18 protein-coding genes and 2 pseudogenes are annotated in these 22,608 nt (G+C 37.0%); 11 read left to right on the top strand and 9 right to left on the bottom strand.

Annotated features, from left to right (window positions below):
* Positions 1-9: 9 nt before the first annotated feature.
* Genes H7A25_15115 through H7A25_15100 form a run of 4 tightly spaced genes read right to left on the bottom strand, consistent with a single transcriptional unit; the run spans position 10 to position 3,024 of the window.
* Positions 10-582: a dihydrofolate reductase gene (locus tag H7A25_15115; protein ID MCP5501230.1), complete on the bottom strand. Its 573-nt coding sequence runs from the start codon at positions 580-582 to the stop codon at positions 10-12.
* Positions 579-1,295 (bottom strand): type 1 glutamine amidotransferase, encoded by a 717-nt coding sequence (locus H7A25_15110; GenBank protein ID MCP5501229.1) that lies wholly within the window; start codon positions 1,293-1,295, stop codon positions 579-581. Before H7A25_15110 ends, H7A25_15115 begins: the two co-directional genes overlap by 4 nt.
* Positions 1,296-1,346: 51 nt before the next feature.
* Positions 1,347-2,147 (bottom strand): tRNA pseudouridine(38-40) synthase TruA, encoded by an 801-nt coding sequence (gene truA, locus H7A25_15105; GenBank protein ID MCP5501228.1) that lies wholly within the window; start codon positions 2,145-2,147, stop codon positions 1,347-1,349.
* Positions 2,140-3,024 carry a DUF2225 domain-containing protein gene (locus H7A25_15100; GenBank protein ID MCP5501227.1) on the bottom strand — a complete coding sequence of 295 codons (885 nt, stop codon included), beginning with the start codon at positions 3,022-3,024 and terminating at the stop codon, positions 2,140-2,142. Before H7A25_15100 ends, truA begins: the two co-directional genes overlap by 8 nt.
* Positions 3,025-3,230: 206 nt before the next feature.
* Between H7A25_15100 and H7A25_15095 the strand changes: the two are divergent.
* Both H7A25_15095 and H7A25_15090 read left to right on the top strand, forming a co-directional pair.
* Positions 3,231-4,226, top strand: a pseudogene (locus H7A25_15095) (hypothetical protein).
* Between the two features lie 234 nt (positions 4,227-4,460).
* Positions 4,461-5,258, top strand: coding sequence for a 1-acyl-sn-glycerol-3-phosphate acyltransferase (locus H7A25_15090; GenBank protein ID MCP5501226.1), 798 nt, complete (start codon positions 4,461-4,463; stop codon positions 5,256-5,258).
* A 32-nt stretch (positions 5,259-5,290) separates the two neighbouring features.
* On the opposite strand, the gene H7A25_15085 is transcribed toward H7A25_15090, so the two are convergent.
* The gene (locus tag H7A25_15085) at positions 5,291-6,415 is read right to left on the bottom strand and encodes an ATP-binding protein (protein ID MCP5501225.1); all 1,125 of its coding nucleotides are present in this window, start codon (positions 6,413-6,415) and stop codon (positions 5,291-5,293) included.
* Positions 6,416-6,653: 238 nt separating this feature from the next.
* On the opposite strand from H7A25_15085, the gene H7A25_15080 reads away from it, so the two are divergent.
* Both H7A25_15080 and H7A25_15075 read left to right on the top strand, forming a co-directional pair.
* Complete coding sequence (locus H7A25_15080) at positions 6,654-7,436, top strand: GNAT family N-acetyltransferase (protein MCP5501224.1); 783 nt, start codon at positions 6,654-6,656, stop codon at positions 7,434-7,436.
* Positions 7,437-7,604: 168 nt separating this feature from the next.
* A pseudogene (locus tag H7A25_15075) lies at positions 7,605-8,642 on the top strand (hypothetical protein).
* A 189-nt stretch (positions 8,643-8,831) separates the two neighbouring features.
* Here H7A25_15075 and H7A25_15070 read toward each other — a convergent pair.
* Together H7A25_15070 and H7A25_15065 are read right to left on the bottom strand one after the other, a co-directional pair.
* Positions 8,832-9,926 (bottom strand): DegT/DnrJ/EryC1/StrS aminotransferase family protein, encoded by a 1,095-nt coding sequence (locus tag H7A25_15070; GenBank protein MCP5501223.1) that lies wholly within the window; start codon positions 9,924-9,926, stop codon positions 8,832-8,834.
* A 54-nt stretch (positions 9,927-9,980) separates the two neighbouring features.
* Positions 9,981-10,226 (bottom strand): hypothetical protein, encoded by a 246-nt coding sequence (locus H7A25_15065; GenBank protein MCP5501222.1) that lies wholly within the window; start codon positions 10,224-10,226, stop codon positions 9,981-9,983.
* 132 nt (positions 10,227-10,358) lie between these two features.
* Between H7A25_15065 and H7A25_15060 the strand changes: the two genes are divergently transcribed.
* From H7A25_15060 to H7A25_15040, 5 genes are all read left to right on the top strand, one after another.
* Positions 10,359-11,096, top strand: coding sequence for an MBL fold metallo-hydrolase (locus H7A25_15060; protein MCP5501221.1), 738 nt, complete (start codon positions 10,359-10,361; stop codon positions 11,094-11,096).
* 1 nt (position 11,097) lies between these two features.
* Entirely contained in the window at positions 11,098-12,396 is a 1,299-nt protein-coding gene (locus tag H7A25_15055; GenBank protein MCP5501220.1) for a response regulator, read from the top strand.
* Between the two features lie 201 nt (positions 12,397-12,597).
* The gene (gene ilvC, locus H7A25_15050; protein ID MCP5501219.1) at positions 12,598-13,599 is read left to right on the top strand and encodes a ketol-acid reductoisomerase; all 1,002 of its coding nucleotides are present in this window, start codon (positions 12,598-12,600) and stop codon (positions 13,597-13,599) included.
* Between the two features lie 157 nt (positions 13,600-13,756).
* On the top strand, positions 13,757-17,026 hold the full coding sequence (locus tag H7A25_15045) for a PAS domain-containing protein (GenBank protein ID MCP5501218.1): 3,270 nt from the start codon (positions 13,757-13,759) through the stop codon (positions 17,024-17,026).
* A gap of 9 nt (positions 17,027-17,035) precedes the next feature.
* Positions 17,036-18,802 carry a response regulator gene (locus H7A25_15040; protein ID MCP5501217.1) on the top strand — a complete coding sequence of 589 codons (1,767 nt, stop codon included), beginning with the start codon at positions 17,036-17,038 and terminating at the stop codon, positions 18,800-18,802.
* 4 nt (positions 18,803-18,806) lie between these two features.
* Here H7A25_15040 and H7A25_15035 read toward each other — a convergent pair whose 3' ends face one another.
* Positions 18,807-20,057: a response regulator gene (locus H7A25_15035; protein MCP5501216.1), complete on the bottom strand. Its 1,251-nt coding sequence runs from the start codon at positions 20,055-20,057 to the stop codon at positions 18,807-18,809.
* Between the two features lie 143 nt (positions 20,058-20,200).
* Between H7A25_15035 and H7A25_15030 the strand changes: the two genes are divergently transcribed.
* Complete coding sequence (locus tag H7A25_15030; GenBank protein MCP5501215.1) at positions 20,201-21,124, top strand: prolipoprotein diacylglyceryl transferase; 924 nt, start codon at positions 20,201-20,203, stop codon at positions 21,122-21,124.
* Positions 21,125-21,264: 140 nt separating this feature from the next.
* Entirely contained in the window at positions 21,265-21,891 is a 627-nt protein-coding gene (locus H7A25_15025) for a CAP domain-containing protein (GenBank protein ID MCP5501214.1), read from the top strand.
* A gap of 51 nt (positions 21,892-21,942) precedes the next feature.
* Here H7A25_15025 and H7A25_15020 read toward each other — a convergent pair whose 3' ends face one another.
* Complete coding sequence (locus H7A25_15020) at positions 21,943-22,554, bottom strand: class I SAM-dependent methyltransferase (protein MCP5501213.1); 612 nt, start codon at positions 22,552-22,554, stop codon at positions 21,943-21,945.
* Positions 22,555-22,608: the final 54 nt, after the last annotated feature.

Genomic DNA, 22,608 nt, shown 5'->3' with positions numbered 1-22,608 from the left:
TTTCTTTATCTATTCTTCAAAAAAAGAATTAGTTTGCGGTATATAGAAATTCAGCTCAATAAGCCCGCAATCCTGTAATTTTACATGAGTGGCTTGAAGAGGAGGTGATATAATTTTTCCTTCAAAAAGAGAAGCACCTTTTCCTAAGATAACGGGTGTTAGGGTAAGCATAAGTTCATTGAGTAAACCGGCCTCGTAGAATTGTGCGGCCAATCCTCCTCCACCGGCTATCCAGATATTCTTTCCTTCGGCTGCTTGCTTCATCTTATCATAAACAGGTCTTACATCGCCTTTCACGAAATGTATATTCGCATCAGGAAGTGGATCAAATTGCCTTGAGGTAAATACATAAGTCGGTTCCCGGTGTGGCCAATCTTTCGGATTATTCGGGTCCTGGTAAATATAGTTTTTAAGAATATACTCATAGGTAGATGAACCCATGGCTAAAGCTCCTACATTTTTTATGAACTCCGGGTAGGTGCTTTCCTTATCAGCATCGAACTGGAAAAGCCAATCAAGAGAATGGTTTTCATCAGCAATGTAACCGTCGAGACTGACCGCAGTATAATATTGAACCTTCATTCTATAAAGCCTGATAATTTTAGAAAATTCTTAAATAGTTGTTTGCCCACCCGTTCATATTCCTCATGAATCGATTGAAAGTGTTTTCGTAATTCTTCTGTGTTGAGACTTAAAAGGTCTGTATCTTCGTCTATCCAGACTTCAAACATTTCTTTTGTTAATTCAAAATGACATTGAATCCCATAAGCTCTTTCTCCGACTTTTGCTATCTGGTTCTGACAAAATTTACCTTTCGCTAATAGACTCATATCGGAACTGAGTTCTACCGTTTCTCCGTGTAAGTGAAATACATGAAAGCTGTGATTTAATCCTTCAAATAGCGGATCTTTTTTTCCTGTATCTGTAAGTTCTACTGTAAAAGGCTTACCTTCCGGATCCAGAAAGCCTATTTCTCTTACCGGGCTTTTTAGTATTTTCCCACCGGCTGCTTTTACAAGAGTTTGAAGTCCAAGACAAATTCCGAGATAAGGAATTTTATTTGCTATAACGTCTCGGATACGACTTAATTCTATTTTCATTTTTCCCGTATCATCATTGGCACTATCCGGTCCACCGAGAACCACAAGGGCTTTATAGTTTTCGACTACGGGAAAATCATTTCCCTGATCCAGATCAACCAGATGATAAAGTATCCCATATTCTTTTAGTATAACTTCCAAAAGCCCGGGGCCTTCCCGGCTTAGGTTTTTCACTATCAGTATTTCCGGCTTCATAAAAGCAAGACTTCTATCTAACCGAAAATTTGTCCAGTGATAGATGTCTATTTATGGAATAGAAACTTCCCTGTAAAGTTCCTCAATTTCCGGGAATTTTTCATAGTAGGCATGGCAGAAATACAAGCCTTCAGGCGGGAGAGTTTTACCGGCGAGAGTTCTATCTTTTTTTTTGATGACATCAACAATTGTCTGATTTCCCATTTTTCCGGAACAAATATCAAATAAGGTTCCGACAAGGATGCGAATCATATTATGCAAAAAGCTATTCCCCCGGATACGAATCAGGTAATAACCGGCATAAGGAGGAACTTCTTTTAACTCGATCTCTTTGATTTCCCGAATGGTACTCGATTTATATTGCAGGGAAGCTTTTTTACTGATACCTGTAAAATCAAAGGTACCTTTCAGAAGAGTAATTTCTTCCTGTAAGCGTTGAATGTCTACCCGTCTTCTACAAAAGTAGGCCCGGTTCTCTAAAAGGGGATAAGGCTGAGGAGTATTCAGAAAGTGGTATTCGTATTCTCGCTCCGTGCAGGCAAACTGAGCATGGAAATCTTCCGGCATATATTTAGATGCCAGCATACTCATGCCTTTATCGGTAAGAGCATTTACAGAACGGTGAAAACTATAGAAATTGTATATATCAGAAGGAGCGGAATAACTTACTAGCATCCCGCGGGCATGGACTCCTGTGTCGGTTCTGCCGGCAGCAAAAATTGTTACCGGTTCTTTGAAAATGGTTTCGAGGGCTTCTTCTAAGTTCTGTTGAACACTGATTTCGTCTTTTTGTCTTTGAAGCCCGTGAAATTTTAACCCGTCATACTGGATAAGAGAAGCCAGCTTAGCCAAGCTTTTTCTCGCCACCCATTTCTTCGATTACCTTCTGCAAGTCATCATACGATTCCTTTGCCATATCCAGAATAGCAGAAGGCTTGGTTTTGGAAGACTTACCTGAACCATAAAGCTTCGCCAGCATACGCTTGGCTTTCACTAAGAGCTCAAGTCGCCTGTCATCGGAGGCTGCCAGCTCTTTTCTGAATTTTAAACTCAAATAGCCATTTAAATAAATTACCCCATCAAAGCCCCAGTTATTGTCCATATCGGGTCCGAGTATGGAAGTGTCTACCGTTTCAGAACCGGTCTGCATAATCTCCATGGTTTTTCCATACCAGATGGCAGCTTTTTGATAGAGAAAATCCCTGAGTTTATCAAAGGAATTTTGACTGAATTCATTATGTAAATCTTCAAAATACCAGGCTGCCCTGATGGCACAGACAGCTTTTTTGGGTGTAGGGCCGGTAGCCGGCAGGCGATGCTGATAGCAATCGACAGCTAAAAGATAGGAGGCTGCTCCGGAAACAATATTCCTGTCCTGGTCAAAGTCAACCGGACCCAGAATCTTCTCTACGAAAACCCTGCGGTCATTGCTGTATTGCTTAATCCGATTGATTTCATCGAGGTTTACCGAAGACCAATCTTTAATAAAGGAAGCATACAGACACCTCGGACAGACAGAAACAGCGTAATCACTCGGGTTTAAACGACCGAATTTCTTGTTTTTCTCATAAAGTCTTCTCAGCTCGCGTGTCAGGGCCCCGGCAATCAGCCTTCCCCCTCCCTGGAACATTTGTTCTCTCTGATGAGCTTCCCCGCAGATAGGACAGCTGACCGGGTCTTTGGAACGAAAGGTTGCTTTTCTCTGTGCTTGTTGCTGGTTTGATTTCATAATTTTCTATACTTTAGAATTATTTTCAAGTAAAGTCAATCTCAATTACTTATCGACCGATAATCTTTCTATAACACTCTATTATTTTACTTGTGTTTGAAGAGTCATTAAAAAAAATCTCTTCAGACTATAAAAAATAGGTTAAATAATTTCCAGTTTAATTTGAAATAGTAAAAAATAAATACTTAAAAGAGACAGGAACGAAGATGAAGAGGACATTCTTACTACTAACAGCAGTTTTTTTTACTCTCTCAAGTGCTTATGGAGAAGCGGTTCAGAGCAAGGCCTATAGCAAACGTGTAGAGCTTATCGGTTATCTCCGCACCTTAGAGCCTATCGTGAAAAATTATCCCGGTGAAGAGAAGAAAGATGATTCGGGTAAAGCTAACGATAATGCAAATGACAACGCTAACAAAGGTTCTAAAGAAGCTTCCGGAGCAAGGTTAAAGAAATACGAAGAAATTAAAAGTATCTTCCAGGAAGGTCTGCTTTACTATTTTGAAGGCGGCTATCTGAATGCTTATAGGAGATTTTTAGAGGCACAACTTGAAACTGAGAAAATCTATGAAGATCTTTCCCAGGCTTATGTTGAAAGAACCGAAGAAATGCTCAAAGCTGCGGTTGATAAAAAAGACGAGAAAGACAAGCTGGACAAGAGCCTGATGGACATTACTATCGAGTACGGTCGTGAGTCCAAAATTCGTAAAGACTTTCAAACAGACAGAGAATCCCCTAAAATTGAAAGAAGCTATGATCCCAAAGAATACCACTACTATCTGAACAAATATACCGTTGAAGAAAATATTTCCTCCGGTTATCAGTATCTTGGTGAAGCCAAAAATGCAAGACTCAATGCTCTAAAAATTGAGAGAAGTCTTGATAAGCACCAAAAACTACAACCCAATCAAAGAAAATACAGAATCGAACAGTATATAGCTGCAATTAATCGCTGCAGGGACGCAAGAAAAGCTGCTGTAAATATTTTCCGCCTGAAATACCCTTATGATAATTATAACCTTTACAAAGACGGGGAAATTAAGCTGGAAAAAACCACTATGAACTACAGTGAAAACCCCTTTGTAAATCGTAAAAATCTGAACCCAATCTTTGACAGAAGTATTCCCGAATCTTTCAGAAAAGACGCTTCTGATATGCAGGGCAGAGTTTTTAAAGATGAAGTAGATAGAAAGATTAAAATGAAAAATAGCAAGCAGCTAAAAAAAGACCTTAAGATCAAAGTAGAAGATGGAGACGATACTTCTTCTGCTTCTTCTCCCCAGGACACTCCTAAGGGTAGTGACGCTCCTACAAATTAAGAGTTTCCTATAGAGATTTAAAACAAAAACCCGCTTTTTGGCGGGTTTTTTTATTTCTAAATGTGTTCGCTATCCCTTTTCCCATTTTTTACTTGATTTATATGTATATACATCTAAATCATGGCTACAATGAATCCACTAAATTACCTTTCAAAAGGCATGGAAGGCCACAGTTCTTCCTACAAACGCCTGGTTGTAAGTTCTTATGTGAAAGTTCTTCCTTTGATGCTTACTACTGCTTCTCCTCATTTAATAAAAGGTCTTTACTATTCTTTTCGTAAAAAGGAAGAAGATAAATACCATGAGTTTTTAAAAGGTGCTAAATGCTGGGGGAAAATGATTATGAATTCAACGAAAACCCGGCTGGAATTAGAAAATATCGATAAGATACCGGATAAGGGGCACTTTATTTTCTTGAATCATATCAACGAATTGGATTTTCCTTTCGATTCGTATGTGCTGGAAAAACCCTATCTGGCCAATCAGCACATCAAGAATACCTATTTTGCTTACTGGTGGATGAAATCTATGGGTTCACAGGTCTTTGATTCAACCCGTAAACGAACCATTGCTATGTCGGTTAGAAATCTGGTTGCCGGTTTAAAAACAACGAGTTATATTGTCTACCCGGAAGGACACAATAGCTACACAGAAGAAATTAAACCCCTGAAGAAAGGAATGATAAAGCTGGCGTATGACATGAAAGTTCCTATTTATCTGCTGATAAAATCGGGAGTTACCCAGTTCCAGCAGAAGAGTAAGGGGAATACTCTGGCCTATAAGGGTCTTGGCATTATCCAACCCCAGAATTATGGAAGCTGGGAAGAACTTCAGGCTGAAATCTTACGCCTTATGCAGGAGAATAAGAAAGCTCTCGATGAAAAACTCGGACTGAAAGCGAAAGAACCGGCAGTTTAAGACCGGTTCAGGTCTTCCTGTATCTCTAATAGCTAAACCATATTTTCCATCTTACAAAATTCTTCGAACGGTAAAATATAAATATTCTCCCCAACTTGGTATTGTGTGTTTCCCAGGTGTACCTGATAGAATTTGGGAATTTTAACACGATCTTTAAAATAAGAGATATGTTTGGATAGACCTTTTTCTCCCGTCTTACATTCTACAGCAAATATAGGTTTCTTATCCTGCAGGACAATAAAATCCACTTCTCTACCATCGGTATCTCGAAGAAAATTTAACTCCATTTTGTATCCTTCCGTATCTTCTTTGAAGTGACAGTACTTTAATAAATGTCCTGCTACCATATTCTCAAACCTTGCCCCGGAGCTTTCAACTTCTGACCAATCCCATAAATAAAGCTTATTAGCTTTTTTTATCGCTCTTATTCTGGAAGAGCCAAAAGGAGCTATTCGATAACAATAGTAGATACGTTCCAGGATATCCATCCACCTCGAAACCGTATTGGGAGATACTTCCAAATCTTCTTTGATTGCATTGATCGACAATGTGAATCCAACTTTGCCGGGAAGGGAATCTACCAGAAGTTCTAAGAGGGAGAGTTCTTTAACATTCTCTAAATCTCTTAAATCCTCATATATGAGTCTTGAAACCCGTTCTCTTTGCCAGCGTCGGTGGTTTCTTTCATCTTTGGAGAGGAAGGGTTCCGGAAAACCGCCCAATTTTAATAAATTCAGAGTTGTCTCCCGTCTGAATTCCATATCTGCTTCCGGCAGGGAAAATGGATGTAAGCGGTAGTAATAATAACGTCCCTGCAATGAATCTCCCCCTTTCCTGGAATGATCCAGACGGGCAGAACCGGTTACGATAATGGAAAGAGTCTCCCGGTACTTATCAAAATAGCCCTTCACGAGAGTTCTCCAGCGGATATATTTATGTATTTCATCCAATACAATGATTTTTAATTCGGGGTTTAGTTTATGTTGTTTGATAAGCTCTCTATCTTCCAGAAAATCCCAATTCAAATATTGCTCTTGCTGGCTTATAAAGGCTTTAGCAAGTGTTGTTTTTCCTACCTGTCTGGGTCCTCCTATAAAAACCATTTTTGTTCGCAGATCTGTTGCGATAAAAGAAGCGAGAAAGCGATTTTTATTCATTCGAGTAAAGATTACTCATGAATTTTCTTCAGTCAAGTGAAAAGTATACAGAACAATGCTATAAGCTATCGAAGGACTACGAAAAGCCTACCATTTCCTGTTACATAGAATTTCTAATTGTAATCATCCTTTAAGAATCTACATTGACTCTTAATCCAATCTCCCCGGAAAAGTTAGGCCTTCGCAATAGGTTTGTAATTCAGTCAGGCTATTGTGTTAAGCATTAAAGGAGAAACACATGGCAATTATTTTAGAAGACAAAACAAGAACCAGCACCCGGCAACTCGAAGTTCGGCTCGCCGAAGACCAGTATGAACTGGAGCAAGCTCTGGCTCTTCGATATGAAGTTTTTAACCTCGAAATGGGAGAAGGCCTGCCTCAATCCAGGGAGAGTCAGAAGGACAGGGATGAATACGATTACCATTGCGAACACCTGATTGTTCTGGATAAAACGAATCAGAATAAAATCGTAGGAACCTATCGTATCTTAAAAAGAGAAGTAGCCAGAAAAACAATCGGTTTCTATTCTGAAAACGAATTCAGTCTGAAAAAACTCTACGAGATGAAAGATGAAGTGGCCGAAGTTGGAAGAAGCTGTGTTCACAAAGACTATAGAGGTGGAACTACCATTTCACTACTCTGGATAGGCTTCGGACAATATATGAAGGAAAACAACATCCGCTACTTAATGGGCTGCGGTTCTGTCCACTCTACCAGCGCTGAAACTGCTTCAGAAGTTTATGCCTATTTGAAGCACCAGAATGCTATCATACGAGAAGATTTATGTATTGAACCCTTACCTTCCTGCATTTTACCGGGATTTAATCCTGATTACCCGATTCAAAATCTGAGAGAAACAACGAAGAAAATTCCTCCTCTGATTAAGGGCTATCTTCGCCTGGGAGCCAAAATGAGCGGAAAACCGGCTCTGGATGCCGTTTTTGGAACAACGGACTTCTTTATTTTCTTTGATAGAAATGAAATTAACTCGAGATACGGAAAACACTACCTCGGTCAATGAGCCGGGTATGTGTTTTATCATATCCGCATTTAGAATCTAAACTTTGACGTAAACTGCTTGTAATAATTTTGTAACACTAATACTTTCTGATTATTTTTGGAGAAAGATTCAGTTTGGAGAAGTAGTCTTATCTATCTCTTTTCCCGGCTGATTTCTAAAGTTATTAATATGAGTATAAATAATAAACAAACAATCGCACGAAGTGAACCTAAATTTTATTCATTTATTGCAGTTTCTACAATAGCCATTGTAGCCCTGTATTTTGCCGGAGTTCCTACTCACTATATTAGCTGGTTTTCCTTTTTCCTCGCAGCCTTATCGGTAGCCGGGAATGATGCCATCCAGACTATTGGAACTTTTATAGAAAGTAAAAAAGATACCCCGCTTTTACCGAAAATCATTGTTTTCTGCGGTCTTTTATACCTTGTTCACCTCTATGCCTGGTATTCTGATGGAGGTCAAATTCACTTTGATAGGTTAAAGAAGATTGAATACAATCCGGAATATAATCTAATCCAGCTCATAGCACCCATCATCCTTTTGATTATCACACGTCTAAAGGCACCTATTTCTACAACCTTTCTTATTTTAAGTCTTTTTTCTACTAAGACTGATGTGATAGCCGGAATGTTGAGTAAGTCTCTGATCGGGTATGGAGTTTCCTTCGTGAGTGCTTTTATTCTCTGGGGAGTTTTAGCAAAATTTTCTCCTAAAGAATACGAGGAGGAACACGAACCGGATCCAAAATCTGAAAAAATCTGGTCTTTTTTGCAATGGATTTCCACCGCTTCTCTCTGGGTATCCTGGATGCTTCAGGATACAGCTAATATAGCCGTTTACATCCCGAGACAACTGAGTTTTATAGAGTTTTTTGTCGGTATGACGATTATGGCCGGAGCTTTAGTTTATATCCTTGCTGATAACGGGGGGAGAATACAGGAGATTGTGAACGAAAAATCAGATATTAATACAGCCAAGGCAGCTACCATTATCGATTTTATCTACGCCATTATTCTGTTTGTCTTCAAAACAATCAGTAACCTGCCCATGTCCACTACCTGGGTTTTCTTAGGACTTCTTGCCGGTAGGGAGATTATCCTGCACATTGTGACTACGAAAGACCTGCCGTACATGGAAACTTTTAGAAAAGTAGGAAAAGACATCTTCCTGGCAACTGTAGGGATTATTGTAAGTTTAGCTATTTATTATGTAGGACTTATTTTCTATCCGGTAAAGAAAAAAGCCACCATTCGATTTGAGGCTCCTCATAAAATAGAAGTTAGCTATCAGAAGTTGCATATCTAAGTCGGGAGTCTTTCTTTCCTGCAAGCGAACCAGCGTTTCGCTTGCTTTACGGAGAAAATGAAGGCTTATCTAAAAAAGGAATCCGGGGATTTAGTAAATTCCCCGGATGGAGTTTGCAATTCTGTTTACATTATCCCTGGTTAAATTGGGATAAATCGGAATACAATGCCCTCTCTGGTATAAACGTTCTGCATTCGGATACTCAGAGGTTTCAAGTTCTAAAATTTTATGAATAGGCTCGGAAATGGTTTTTCGAGTCTTGATTTGCAGAGAGTTAAAATATCTTTCTATTTCTTCGTATTTCTTCGAAATAATCACAGGAAAACGATTAAACTGATCGGCTGCTGCTTTCTGAAAATAGGTTTCATGAGAAGCTGCCATCACCGCCTGTAAGTAAACCTGTGCGATTTTCTTTTTTCTTTCGATAATAAGTCCTAACTTGGACAACTGCTCAATGCCCATTGCAGCCTGGTAGTCGATCAGGTTGTATTCAAAGCGGGGGCTTCTATCTTTTCTCGGAGCTGTTGGATTAAACCGCAAATTTTTCATGAAGTTATGCAGGTTTGCATCATTTGAAGAAATCATAGCTCCATTGCCTGTAGTTATCACATGATTCTCAGCCAGACCGCAAATAGAGAGAGTTCCCTGCTTACCTACCGGGATTTCTTCGAGGTCAGCACCCAGGGCTTCGGAATAATCTTCAATTACCGGGATGTTGGCCAGGTCGTAATTTTTGAAATTCAAAAGACAGCCAAAAGTATGGTCCAAAATAATGGCTTTCGGCTCTTTTTCCTTTATCTTCTTTTGAAGGTCTTCGGGAGAAGGATGAAAGGAGGATTTACCCAATTCAAGTGGAACCGGTTCAGCACCGATTAAAAACAGGGCATCGAGAGCCTGTAAGGGTGCAAAACTGGAAAGAAGCACCCTGTCTCCCGCCTTAACCCCCAGGGCCAGAAGAGACAGGTGGTAGGCAGCAAAAAGGCTGTTTACCGAAAGTGAATACTTGAATTGAAAGGTGGAACGAAACTCTTTTTCGAACCGCTCTACAATGGAACCTGTGTAAAGCTGGTCTTCAACGAGACATTCCAAAACGGTTTTTAGCTCTCCTTTGGAAATCGTAGGTTTATCGTATTCGATCCTATGATTTTTAGAAGAGGGATGAAGATTTGTAACCTGTGGTTGCATAATTATCTTATGTCACATTATATTATTATGTCTCATAAGATGTAAAGCTTTTTTTTAGAAATCTGAAACTTTCTTACATTCATAAAGGCATTCCATATCGGCTTTTTCTCCCATATAGCCCTGGGCGCGTTTCCATTGCAGGCATTGTTTGATACATTTGTCCATTTTGGTGCGCTGGATTTCTTTTTCTTCCGGGGGCTTTTTTACAAAATGAGGATTTTTCTTATCCTTTTCTTCAGCGAAAAGAAAAAGTAGAGGAAAAGAGAATAAAATAAGTAGGTAGAATAGTCCTGATTTCATGATACTTAGACTTTAGCTTAAAGCAAAGCAGGAAAAAATGCAAGCGAGAAAGTGTAGAGGAGTTCTTTATTTCCTGTAGAGTAAATCTAAAAAGTAATTGATAATTTCAAGTATGAGCCTTAATCATTGGATATGGAAAAGTTGAACTACGAAGATGCTATTCCGATTATGGAAGGTATTTACTGGATAGGTTTTAAAGAAAGGAGCACGAAACTCCATTGTAATCCTTATCTTTTAGTGGATACTGAAGACGTACTCGTGTTTGACCCCGGTTCTATTCCGGACTTTCCCGTGATAATGCGAAAAATTATTGAAACCATACCACCTGAAAGAATTACCCATCTCGTTTTGAGTCACCAGGATCCGGATGTCTGCGGTAATATTGCAGTTATGGAAGATGTTATTGGTAATGACAACTTACAAATCGTCTGTCATATCAACACTCTAAGACTTGTGCGGCATACCGGGGTGAAGTCAACTTTTTATGATACCTGTGCAAACCAAAACCTTCTCACTTTGAAATCCGGAAGACGCATCGAATTTATACCGGCTCCATTTCTTCATGCTCCAGGAACTATTATGACTTATGACCACAAAACAAAGACACTATTCAGCGGAGATATATTTGGAGGAATTGGTGATGACTGGAGTCTATATATAACAGAAAATTATAAAGAAGAAATGAAACTTTTTCACCAGGCCTATATGCCGAGTAATCGAATCATGAAAAAAAAGATGGAAGAATTGGAAAAATATGAAATTAGACAAATTCTTCCTCAGCATGGTTCCATTATCCCACAGAAATATGTTAAAGAAGCTATTGCATATTTAAAAGAGCTTCCTCTGGCTATAGATTTACTCGATACTTGAGATGAATTCCAAGGAACAAACAAATAAACCTAATCCTTTTAGTACGGATCTTTCTATAACAAACCGCCGTTTGATTGAAAAAATGTTAGAAATGAGAACCCAGTCCTATCTGTATAGTATTCGCTCCAGCCTTTTATCTGAAACTGTATTTGGTCTGACACAAACCAAAAGCTCTCTGGCCCAGGTAAATTATGCTTTCAGTGATATACTAAACCGAATTTCTCATGAGATACGAACGCAATTGCATTCTATTGTTGGTATGCTCAACTTACTTATGTCTGACAATGAAGAGAATATGACTCCGGCACAGAAGGCTTTATTAGATAAGATAAATACAGTTTCTTTGAATTTATTAAATTTTACCTATCTCGAATTACAAAACTATGATGATACTGATGACTTAGAAAATAAGAAAAAGCTAAAATACTCAGAGTTTCAGGTTTCGGAACTATTGCGCGAAGTAATGAATGAATTAGCCTTGAATACTCACGGTGAAAGTATTATTAGAGAAAAAGAATATTCTCAAACGAAAATATGGATATATCATGATAGAATTCTTTTAAAAAATATTATATCCTATCTGGGTTCTATGATACTTGATAATCTGCAGGAAGAGGATAAAGCTTCATTATACTCTGAAGTTGAGGGAGTATATCAGATTAATATTATCTATCATTTGCAAATTAGAGATAAAAAAAGGGAAGAGGATTTGCTGGGTTTATTTGAAAATACGATCATGACTACCGGTTTAATTTTTATTAACAATCTTATAAAATTAGCAAATGCTCAAGTATCTTATCGAAAGAAGGGAGAATGTTCTGAGTTTTATTTACGAATCATATTACCGGATCCTATTAATGAAAAAGAGCAATTAATTCAACAGTATTTCATTAAACTGGCCGAGAATGACCCGGATTCAGCCCCTATCGTTATTTATATCGATGATAATGTGGTAAGTTTATCTTTATATAAGGCTATTATCGAGAAGCATTCTTCTTTTAAAGTGATTACGGCTTCCGGTGGAAAAGAGGGATTGAAGCTATTAGAAAAACATCATCCCACAGCCATTCTTTTAGATATTCGAATGCCGGAGATGGATGGATTTGAAGTGATTCGTATTTTAAAAAAGCATCCTGATACAAAAAGAATTCCGGTTTATGGGTTTACGGCTGATGAAGAGTCTGTTATCAAATCTAAAGATTCTCTTGGTTTTCATGATATTCTTGCAAAACCTATCGCCCCCAAAACCCTGATTAAACTACTATCCGAACATCTGCCGGAAGCACAAACTGATTCCTAATAGCTAAGTATCATTTACTATCTTATCTCTATAAGTTGTAGATAGACATTCTGAATCATAGAGCAGGGGATTTAAAGGCTTGAGTCAGGAGGGGCTTTTGATTCACTGGCATTAAATTCGTCCGAGCCGGGAAATTCCCATCTTTAAGTGGAATTGTAAATACCTGTTAATCCGGTTTTTAGGACAAGAAAGAGGAGAATCATGGCAAAATTATACTACGACGACAGTTGTGATCTAAGTATATTAAGTGGAAAAACCATCGCAGTTATTGGATACGGAAGTCAGGGACATGCCCAGGCTCAGAATATGAAAGACAGCGGTTTGAATGTCATTATTGGGCTCAGAAGTGGTTCTAAGTCAGAAAAAGAGGCTAAAGAAGCCGGTTTTGAAGTATACCCGGTAGCAGAAGCTTCTAAAAAAGCTGACATTATCCAGATACTGGCTCCCGATACGATTCAGGCAGACCTCTACAAAAACGAAATCGAACCCAATCTGAAAGATGGAGATGCTATTGTTTTCTCCCATGGTTTTAATATTCACTACGATTTAATTCAGCCTCCTAAAAATGTAGATGTTTATATGGTAGCCCCTAAAGGTCCCGGACACCTTGTAAGAAGGGTATATACAGAAGGCGGTGGGGTACCCTGTTTGATTGCCATTCATCAGGATGCAACCGGCAAAGCTAAAGAAAGAGCACTTGCCCATGCAGCCGGGGTAGGTGGAGGAAGAGCGGGAATTCTCGAAACATCTTTCCGGGAAGAGACAGAAACCGACTTATTCGGAGAGCAGGTTGTTTTATGTGGTGGATTAGCATCCCTTATTCAAAATGGTTTTGAAACCCTCGTAGAAGCCGGTTATGATCCGGAGATTGCATATTTCGAATGTTTACACGAAGTGAAGTTAATTACAGACCTTATCTATGAAGGCGGTCTTGCCCGGATGAGATATTCCATTTCCGATACAGCTGAATACGGTGATTTAACCCGCGGACCGAGAATTGTAAATGCAGATACTAAAAAACGCATGAAAGAGGTCCTGGAAGAGATTCAAAAAGATAAAGGGGCAAAGTTTGCGAAAGAATGGGTAGCAGAAACAAAAGCCGGTTATCCTGAGTTTGAAAAACTCCGTAAGAAGGGAGAGGCTCACCAAATCGAATCTGTGGGAAAAAAACTCAGAAGCATGATGAAATGGTTGGCCAAATAAAATTTTTATTAAAAAAACTTAGACAAACTTAATAAACTAAAAGCGAGAACTACTTTCTCGCTTTCTTTCCAAAAGTTATCATCCCCTATCTTTATTTCTTAGTTGCATACTGCTAAACTTCCTTTTATATGACTTAAAGAAGAGCTAAGGAGTAAATATGCTTCAGAATGATAAACAGTTTTATCTCGTTGGAATAGGTGCTTCTGCCGGGGGCTTGGAAGCAATAGAAGCATTTTTTTCTAATATTCCGGTGAATACCGGCTTAGCTTTTGTGATTATTCAACATTTGTCTCCGGATTATAAAAGCTTGATGCCGGAGATCTTATCAAAACGAACTCCTATGAAGGTTTTAACAGCTGAAGATGGGATGCTGGTTGAACCCAATCATATCTATTTAATTCCGAGAAAGAAGTTTCTAAAGGTATATCAGTCCAAGCTTTACCTTACTGATAAAGATAGCACTATTGTCCTAAACCTTCCGATTGATATATTTTTCAATTCACTGGCAGATGACTTTGGTGAAAAAGCCATAGGCATTATTCTTTCCGGTACGGGCTCAGATGGCAGCCGTGGTATACGAGCAATTAAAGAAGAAGGAGGTTTGATTCTCGTTCAAAATTTAGAATCTTCTAAATTTGATGGTATGCCACGTTCTGCAATTTCTACCGGTGTAGTCGATTTTATTCTGCCACCGGAAGAGATGGGAGAGAAATTAATCAATTTTATTCAGCATCCCTATACATCTAAAGAGAAAAGTAAAGAAATCTTCAAAGATGAAGAAGATTATTTGACAAAAACGATTATTCTTTTAAAGGAAAAATTCGGCCTTGATTTTGCATTCTATAAAAATTCAACCATAGTTCGTAGATTAGAACGAAGATTAAGCATTAATCAAATTGATAACTTGCGGGATTATTACGAATATTTATTTACTTCTACGAATGAGCAAAAAGTCTTATATAAGGAATTACTGATAGGTGTAACTCGCTTTTTCCGCGATACAGAAGCTTTTGAAGTATTAGAAAATGAAGTAATTCCAAAAATTTTTGAAGCAAAAACAAAAAAAGAAGAAGTGCGTATCTGGATTGCAGGTTGCTCTACCGGTGAAGAAGCTTATTCTGTAGCAATAGCTATCAAGGAATATATGAATAAGCATTCTTACTATAATGATGTAAAAATTTTTGCTACAGATGTAGATAAGTCAGCTATCGAGTATGCCTCTTCCGGTATTTATAGTGCTTCTATAACTGCCGATGTTACCAGAGAACGCTTAGAAAAATTTTTTTCCCAGATCGGAGATAGTTACAAGATAAACAATATTATTCGGGAAATGATTGTTTTTGCAACCCATAACCTGATAAACGATCCTCCTTTTAATAAATTAGATTTAATTACCTGTAGAAATCTCCTGATTTATTTTCAACCCGCATTACAGCAGAAAGTAATGAATCTTTTTCATTTCTCTCTAAATTCAGAAGGATTTTTATTCTTAGGTTCAAGTGAATCAATTAACGAACTTCATCATTTATTTGAAATATATAACCATAAGTGGCGGTTTTATAAATGCCAGGAAGGAAAAAAGAGTTTGAAGAATTTGGATTCTAATTTATCTTCCAGTATAAAAATAACTCGGAAAGATTCAAGAAAGAACTTAAGCTTAGCGGATAAAAAAGATGAGCTACTGCATTTATATACTCAAAAGCTCTTAGCTGATCATGTTCCTGAAACTATTATGGTTAACGAAAATTTGGAAGTTGTGAATGTGTATGGTAATGTGAATTTATACCTTAATTTTCCTTCCGGTAGAAGTCTTTCGAATCGGCTAGAATTAAATATAAGTAATATGGTTCCGGAAAACTTGCGTCTCAGCTTCAATATTGCTATCAATAATGTACTGCGAAATAAAAAAGAGGTAACTCACAACAATATTAAAATTAAATCCCATAATAATGAAATTCATATCGTAGATTTAATTTTTTCTCCCCTTATTGATGAGGAGCAAGGTTTAAATCTTGTTTTGATTTACTTTCTAAAAAAAAGAAGCATTTCCTTTTCTGAGGTAAAAGAATTAGAATTCGAAAACTTAGATAAACAGGCAGCCCAGAGAATATCCGATCTAGAAAATGAACTAAAACATGTGAAAGAAAACCTTCAAGCCAGTATCGAAGAACTCGAAACAACCAATGAAGAATTACAATCTACTAATGAAGAATTGATTTCGGCTAATGAAGAACTCCAGTCTACCAATGAGGAATTGCAGTCGGTTAATGAAGAGTTAAACACGGTAAATACAGAATTTCAGGTGAAAAATCATGAGTTGACCCAATTAAATTATGATATGGAAAATCTCCTCAGGGCTTCAGAATTAAAACTTATTTTTCTTGATAAAGATTTGAACATAAAAAAATACACCAATTTTGTATACAACATTATTAATATAAAAGATAATGATATCGGCAGACCTATTTCAGATCTTACTCATAAATTAGATGGTGTAAATCTTGTTGAAATATTAGAAGAAGTAATTTATTCGGGCAAAACCATAAAACGTGAAGTAACTGATAACAAAAATCATTATCTCATGAACATATTACCTTATAAAATTACCGGAAACTACATTGATGGAGCTGTTATTATATTTAATGATATTACAGAATATCTTCATAACAGTATTGAATTACAGCAGGAAAAGGAACGTTTCGAACTGGCTGAAACAGCAGGTGAGTTAGGTGCCTGGGACTGGGATTTGATAAGTGGAAAGCTTAGCTGGTCGAAAAATGTTTATGCAATATTTGAAATAGCTTTGTCCGAAAGTTTAACATATTCGAATTTTTTAAGTATGATCTATGAAGGAGACAGAGAAAAGGTGAATAAGCTGGTAGAACTCGCTCTTTCAGATACCGGTTTTTATGATGTGGAACATAGAATTGTTAACGGTCAGGGAAAAATAAAATGGGTGAGAGAAAGAGGAAAAGTAATCTTTGATGAAGAGAAAAAGCCGATTCGAATGACCGGAATCGTATATGATATTGATAAACTTAAAGTTACACAGGAAGAAAAGAGCATGGAAACGGAAACTCTTCATAGTTATATAAATATGTATGAGGGAATTTTTGTTGTTTTAAATTCTCAGGGAGAAATAACATTGATAAACAATAAAGGCTCAGAGCTTCTTGGCGACACTATCGAAAAGCTGATTGGTTTAAACTGGTTTGAAAACTTCCTTCCGAATGAAATGAAGGATACGGTATTTCAACAATTTCAAAGTATCATGGAAGCAAAGAATATGCCGGAAATTAATAGTACTTATGTTAATGAAATAGTAGATAAAAACGGAAAGCGTATTTCAATATCCTGGATAAATAATATTCTAAAACTCAAGGACGAAGTTGTTGGTACCTTAAGCTGGGGAAGAGCGTTATCATAGGAGTTTTTCATGAGTGATATTCGAAAAAAAGCAGAAGAAATATTAAAAAGTGAAGATGTATCTATTTCTAATTTTACTCAGATGGAGATCCGGGAGATTTTACATGAATTAAATCTTTACCAGATAGAATTAGAACTTCAAAATAATGAGCTTTCCGAAACTAAGCAGGTACTGGAAGCTTCGCGGGATCAGTATTTAAAGCTTTTCGAATTTGCTCCAATTGGCTATTTGCTTCTGGATGAAAAGGGGATCGTCAAAAATTTAAATTTATATGCAGCAGAATTGTTAGGAGGTAATCGTTCCAGGCTTATTGACCATCCTTTTTTAAACTCCCTGGATCCTAAATCTATGGGTACCTTCTTTGTGCATCTGGAAAATACTCTCAAATCTTACGGGAGAGAAACAGCTCAATTGAAGATTCGAAGGAAGCCGAACATGGAATTCAAAGAGGAGATTCCTTCCACTCCGGAACTTATCGATATCGAAATGGTTTCTTTTTCTTTATCTGAAAACACAACCATTTCAGCCATTACAGATATTACACAAGCCTTAAATACTAAGAAAAGAATAGAAGAGCAGTTAACGAAAATTAACGAACAAAATAGAATTATCCTCGAAAATAATTTTTCTCTTTCCGAAGAAAGAGAAAAGGCTGAAAATGCTAATAAAGCTAAATCAACTTTTCTGGCGAACATCACTCACGAGATACGAACCCCGATGAATTCTATCTTAGGGTTTACTGAATTACTTTTAAAAGAACCCCAAACAGAAAAAACAAAAGCTTATATAGAAGCCATCAATACCAGTGGAATTATACTTCTAAACTTAATTAACGAGGTACTTGATCTTTCTCAAATTGAATCCGGAAAGGTTCTTGTTAAAAAAGAAGTAGTTCTTTTGAAAAAGCTAATACAGGAATTAAAGCAGATCTTTGAAATACAGGCTCAGAAAAAAAATATAAAATTAGATTTTCTTTACTCCGAATCTGAAAATGTAAGTATAGAATTTGATAAAAAATCCATTACCCAAATTCTTGTTAATATTATTGGAAATGCAATTAAGTTTACAAAAGAGGGTTTTGTGAAGGTTTCGTTTCATTGCCTTTTTAATGAAAAGAGATTAATCATAGATATAGAAGATTCAGGAATAGGGATAGAGCCTGAAAAACACGAAATTATCTTTGAACCCTTCCAGCAGTCAAATGATTTGATTCATACTAATTATGGCGGTTCCGGCCTCGGACTTGCTATAACGAAAAGGCTTGTGGATCTACTCAATGGCAAAATTACAATCAAAAGTGAAATGGGAAAAGGTAGTACTTTTACTCTTAGTTTTGAAGATGTATCGTATATTCAAAATACAGCAAGTGTTGAACAAGAGAAATTTGTAAATACAGATTTTAATCCATCAAAAGAAGCATCCATATTGGTAGTAGATGATGTTTTTTTTAACCGCTTATTAATTGTTGAAATGCTTCAAGATTCTGCTTTAACTTTTTATGAAGCGAGTAACGGACTTGAAGCTTTAAATCTTCTGGAAATAAAACCTATAGATATAGTTTTAATGGATATTAAAATGCCGGTTATGGATGGTATTGAAGCAATACAACATATTCGAAGGGATAAAAGATGGGAAAAACTCCCTGTGATTGCCATTACCGCTTCCACCGGACATAATTATGATGAACAGGAAAAACTCTCTCTCGGCTTCACTGCAATTTTAGCAAAACCCATAAAGCAAAAAGAACTACACAACATTCTTTCTGCATATCTTTAAAGTTTTACTTCTGTAAGGGGAAAAGAAGTTCTGCCATTACACAATCTCCGGCAGTACTTGTATGATCAATCGCCTGGTAGATAAAAAATAAACCATTATGCTTTTTCATAATATTATCAACTACGCTTAGACCGAGACCTATAGGAAACTTTTCAATTGGGGAAGGATCTTTTTCTTTCGGAACATTTTCCAGGCCCCGGTAATACCGGAAAAAAGGTTCTAAAAGAAGTTTTTCCATATCTTTCGGAATTTCTGCACCTTTTTTGGGATTGTTCATGACAGCGATGCAAAAATAACCTTCCTTAGTATACGCTAAAATATTAATTTTCGTTTTTTCATCCGAATATTTACAGGCATTAATCAATAATTCTTCCAGTATTTCTCCTACTTTTTGCAGATGAATATTTAGCTTGTAGTTATACTGTACTGAAGGCAGTTTGAGTTCAATAGACTTTGCTTCTAAATAGGGTTTTATTTTCTCGATAAACAGGGGGATAAACGAGAGGAACTTAATTACCTCGATAGAAGATAGATTAATTCGTTCTTCGAGAATATCAGATATATTTACGATTCTATCTATCATTTCTTGAGAGGATTCAGAACTTTGTATTAGGAGATCCATTAATTGTTTGCTTACAAGATAATCATCTCCGGCCTCTTTCATACCGGACGAAATAATATCCACAAGGCCTATAAGTTGGCCGAGACCATTCTTTTGGCCCATAGATTCCATGAAATATTTTAAAAAGGTAATGTCTTTTGAATCTTTATCTGAATGTGTTCGAAGATCTTTGTAGTTCAACCATTCAATTTGACTTCTGAGTTTTAAACCCGTGTTATAGCTTAAGCTTTTTTCCACTTCTTTTAAACGTTTAAATTCAAGGGCTTTTAGTACAGAAGCTTCAAATAAATCCGGATCTACCGGTTTTAAGATATAATCAAAAACACCTAATTTCATTACATCAATAATCATATTAGAGCTATCTATAGAAGTTTGCACAAGGATAATGGCTTCCGGCTGACGCTTTTTTAAGTTCTCAATAAACTCTTTTCCACCCATTACGGGCATCATTAAATCCACAATAAAGATGGAATACTCGTTCATAGATAGGGATTCAAGGGCCTCTTTTCCGTTAGAAAAAATCCTGTAGTTAAGCTCCATTTTTTTTAAGAACTTTGCTAAAAGCTTCTGGTTTTCAGGAACATCCTCTGCAAGCAAAATCGGGAATAAAGATGTATAGTTATGTAGTGCCATATTAATTAACCCATTTATAGTTATAATCTACGAAAAAAAATCAAGCACTTATGTATAATGTCTTCCCTTCAGAAAAGTTTTACGAAGCTATTTAGGGAATACTTTTCTTGATTTAAGTCTCATTACTCTAAATCTGGTCTATTATGATCGACAAAATTCCCATTCCCAATCCTTTCGGTTGGGGAGGCATCTCTACTTTTAGTATTCTTTTACTGATAGCTTTTTTTACCGGTTCTTACCTTTTACCCCGCGAGTATAAAAGAAGGGGCTTAAAACCCGAAGTCGCCGACATGGTCGTTTTTTTGGGAGTTCTCGGTACTCTGGTTGGAGCCAAGGTTTTTTTTATCTTTGAAATATGGGATCAAATATTTGTTAGGATCCCGGGTTACAGCCTTTTTTACCCGCTGACCCACTGGGACGGGCTTCCGAATCAACCCGGTTTATGGAGTTCTCTTTTTTCCGGAGGAGGTCTGGTTTTTTATGGAGGTTTTATTGTAGGAGCTCTTTTTATTTTACTCTACTTTAAAAAACATTCCCTGCCTCTTGCACCTTACTTCGATGGAATGGCTCCTACTATGGCCATAGGTTATGCTATCGGTCGACTGGGTTGTTTTGTTTCCGGGGATGGTTGCTACGGTCACTATACAGACGCAAATATCCCGATTCTTGTTTTTACCTTTCAGGGAGCACATCCATCTTACGTTCCGGTCTGGAATACGCCTATTATGGAATCCTTCCTTTCCTTTCTATTTTTCTTTTATTTTCAATTTTATGCCCGGTACCAGAATTTTAAAAGTTATAGTCTGTTTTTTCAGTATCTTTTTCTTCACGGTACAGCGAGGCTTTGTATTGAATTTTTACGGGTAAATAAAGCTGTAATTCCTTTCCGAAATCCTCCGGAAATGGTAAATATCCCACCTTCTTCCCAGAATGAAGAATTTCTAAAGTCTTACTACTGGCACGGCTTTTCACAGTCTCAGTATATTTCCCTGCTTTTAATGCTTGTAAGCGTATTTTTTATTCTTCAACTGAAACTCTGGAAAAAAGAGGAAGCCCAATCTTCTTAATACAATTACCGGAAGTGCTGTTTTTACTTCCGGTTTTTCTGTATCCGAAAAATAGGTTATTTTTTTCTTTTGAATTCATATTTGAATTGACATTTAACAGTTTTTATAAATAATTTATTTCTAAAGATAGGTGAAGCCGAATGAGAAATCATATGAGATATATCTTTTTATTTTTTTATATTCTTTTTTTACTTAAAACAGAGATTATCTCTATTTCTGCAAAAGAAAATAGGGATAGGCTGGATGATTTTGAAAATTCCATCCTGCAGGAGATGAATCTTCTCAGAATGGAGCCTCAAAAGTATCTTCATATTTTAGAAAAGAAGAAAGAAAATTCAGCAAAATCTTTTTCAGATGAAAAGTTAGCGGCGATAAAGGAAGTCATTAGTATTTTAAAAACAGTTCCCCCTGTACAGGAACTATCGAGTTCTAAAGGTCTGGTTCTTGCTGCCAGAGATCATGCTGAAGATCTGGGTGAAACAAAAAAAATAGGGCATTTGGGAAGTGACCATAGCAATCCATTTCAGAGAATGAACCGCTATGGTAAATGGAAGCGAATTGCAGGAGAAAATATTGTCTTCGGAAAAAAGAACTCTATGGATCTGGTTATAAAACTTTTAATCGATGAAGAAAACCCGGGTAGACTCAGAAGACGAAATTTATTGAACACGGACTATCATTTCTGTGGTATTGCCTGCCATCCGTACAAAACTGATACATATATCTGTGTGATTACCTATGCAGGTGGTTACATTAGCCGAGAGTAAATTTGAATATAGACTTACATAAGTTGAATATTATGAAAAGAAAATATACTTTTATTTCAGTCCCAGCACACATACAGTAGCAACAGGGCTCATGCTCTTTTTTTCAATCCTCACTTCTTTAAATCCTGATTGTCTTAAAAACTCAGCAAATTTTTTTCCGGCTTTAAGGGCATCTTCGTCTGTTGAGCCGGGTTTCCTGGGTTGATGGGCTAAAGCAATCATTCCTTCCGGCTTTAGATGTTCTCTTATCTTTTTTAAATCTTCAACAGGATTTTTCCAGAATTGAAAAGAATTTATATCCAGAATTTTATCGAGAGGTTTTTCAAAAGGAGGCAGGTTTGAGGCCTGGCCTAATAATAGTTTTACTTTATCAGAAGATATAGCGTCTCGATTTCTTTTGGAAGCCTGCTTCAGCATGACTTCGGAATGATCAATACCATAAATCATTCCGGTTTGTATAATCTCACTCATCTTCTGAATGGCGATTCCTGGTCCGAATCCTATTTCTAAAACTCGATCCGTCGGTTGTAAATTTAACATGGAAACGGCCCAGTGACTGCGTTCAATATTTGAGGATCTACTGGCCATAATTAACCCGGCTAATTTTCCCAATAGGCCCGAAGGCTTTCCGAATTGTGATGATACTTTAGTCCAGAGACCCATATAAGTTTCCTAATGTATGAAATTTATAATATACTTTATCACTGATTGTATTCT

It is taken from the genome of Leptospiraceae bacterium, assembly GCA_024233835.1.
Classification (GTDB): Bacteria; Spirochaetota; Leptospiria; order Leptospirales; family Leptospiraceae; genus JACKPC01.
Note: the sequence above shows the minus strand (reverse complement) of the source record. Positions and strands in the feature narration are given on the sequence as shown.

Excerpts from the sequence above, each read along its gene's own strand:
- H7A25_15030 (MCP5501215.1), top strand. The coding sequence starts at position 20,201 with ATGATCGACAAAATTCCCATTCCCAATCCTTTCGGTTGGGGAGGCATC.
- H7A25_15055 (MCP5501220.1), top strand. The coding sequence starts at position 11,098 with ATGAATTCCAAGGAACAAACAAATAAACCTAATCCTTTTAGTACGGAT.
- H7A25_15085 (MCP5501225.1), bottom strand. The coding sequence starts at position 6,415 with ATGAATAAAAATCGCTTTCTCGCTTCTTTTATCGCAACAGATCTGCGA.
- H7A25_15045 (MCP5501218.1), top strand. The coding sequence starts at position 13,757 with ATGCTTCAGAATGATAAACAGTTTTATCTCGTTGGAATAGGTGCTTCT.
- H7A25_15080 (MCP5501224.1), top strand. The coding sequence starts at position 6,654 with ATGGCAATTATTTTAGAAGACAAAACAAGAACCAGCACCCGGCAACTC.
- H7A25_15100 (MCP5501227.1), bottom strand. The coding sequence starts at position 3,024 with ATGAAATCAAACCAGCAACAAGCACAGAGAAAAGCAACCTTTCGTTCC.
- H7A25_15035 (MCP5501216.1), bottom strand. The coding sequence starts at position 20,057 with ATGGCACTACATAACTATACATCTTTATTCCCGATTTTGCTTGCAGAG.
- H7A25_15040 (MCP5501217.1), top strand. The coding sequence starts at position 17,036 with ATGAGTGATATTCGAAAAAAAGCAGAAGAAATATTAAAAAGTGAAGAT.
- H7A25_15090 (MCP5501226.1), top strand. The coding sequence starts at position 4,461 with ATGGCTACAATGAATCCACTAAATTACCTTTCAAAAGGCATGGAAGGC.
- H7A25_15110 (MCP5501229.1), bottom strand. The coding sequence starts at position 1,295 with ATGAAGCCGGAAATACTGATAGTGAAAAACCTAAGCCGGGAAGGCCCC.
- H7A25_15060 (MCP5501221.1), top strand. The coding sequence starts at position 10,359 with ATGGAAAAGTTGAACTACGAAGATGCTATTCCGATTATGGAAGGTATT.
- H7A25_15070 (MCP5501223.1), bottom strand. The coding sequence starts at position 9,926 with ATGCAACCACAGGTTACAAATCTTCATCCCTCTTCTAAAAATCATAGG.
- H7A25_15025 (MCP5501214.1), top strand. The coding sequence starts at position 21,265 with ATGAGAAATCATATGAGATATATCTTTTTATTTTTTTATATTCTTTTT.
- H7A25_15065 (MCP5501222.1), bottom strand. The coding sequence starts at position 10,226 with ATGAAATCAGGACTATTCTACCTACTTATTTTATTCTCTTTTCCTCTA.
- ilvC (MCP5501219.1), top strand. The coding sequence starts at position 12,598 with ATGGCAAAATTATACTACGACGACAGTTGTGATCTAAGTATATTAAGT.
- H7A25_15115 (MCP5501230.1), bottom strand. The coding sequence starts at position 582 with ATGAAGGTTCAATATTATACTGCGGTCAGTCTCGACGGTTACATTGCT.
- H7A25_15020 (MCP5501213.1), bottom strand. The coding sequence starts at position 22,554 with ATGGGTCTCTGGACTAAAGTATCATCACAATTCGGAAAGCCTTCGGGC.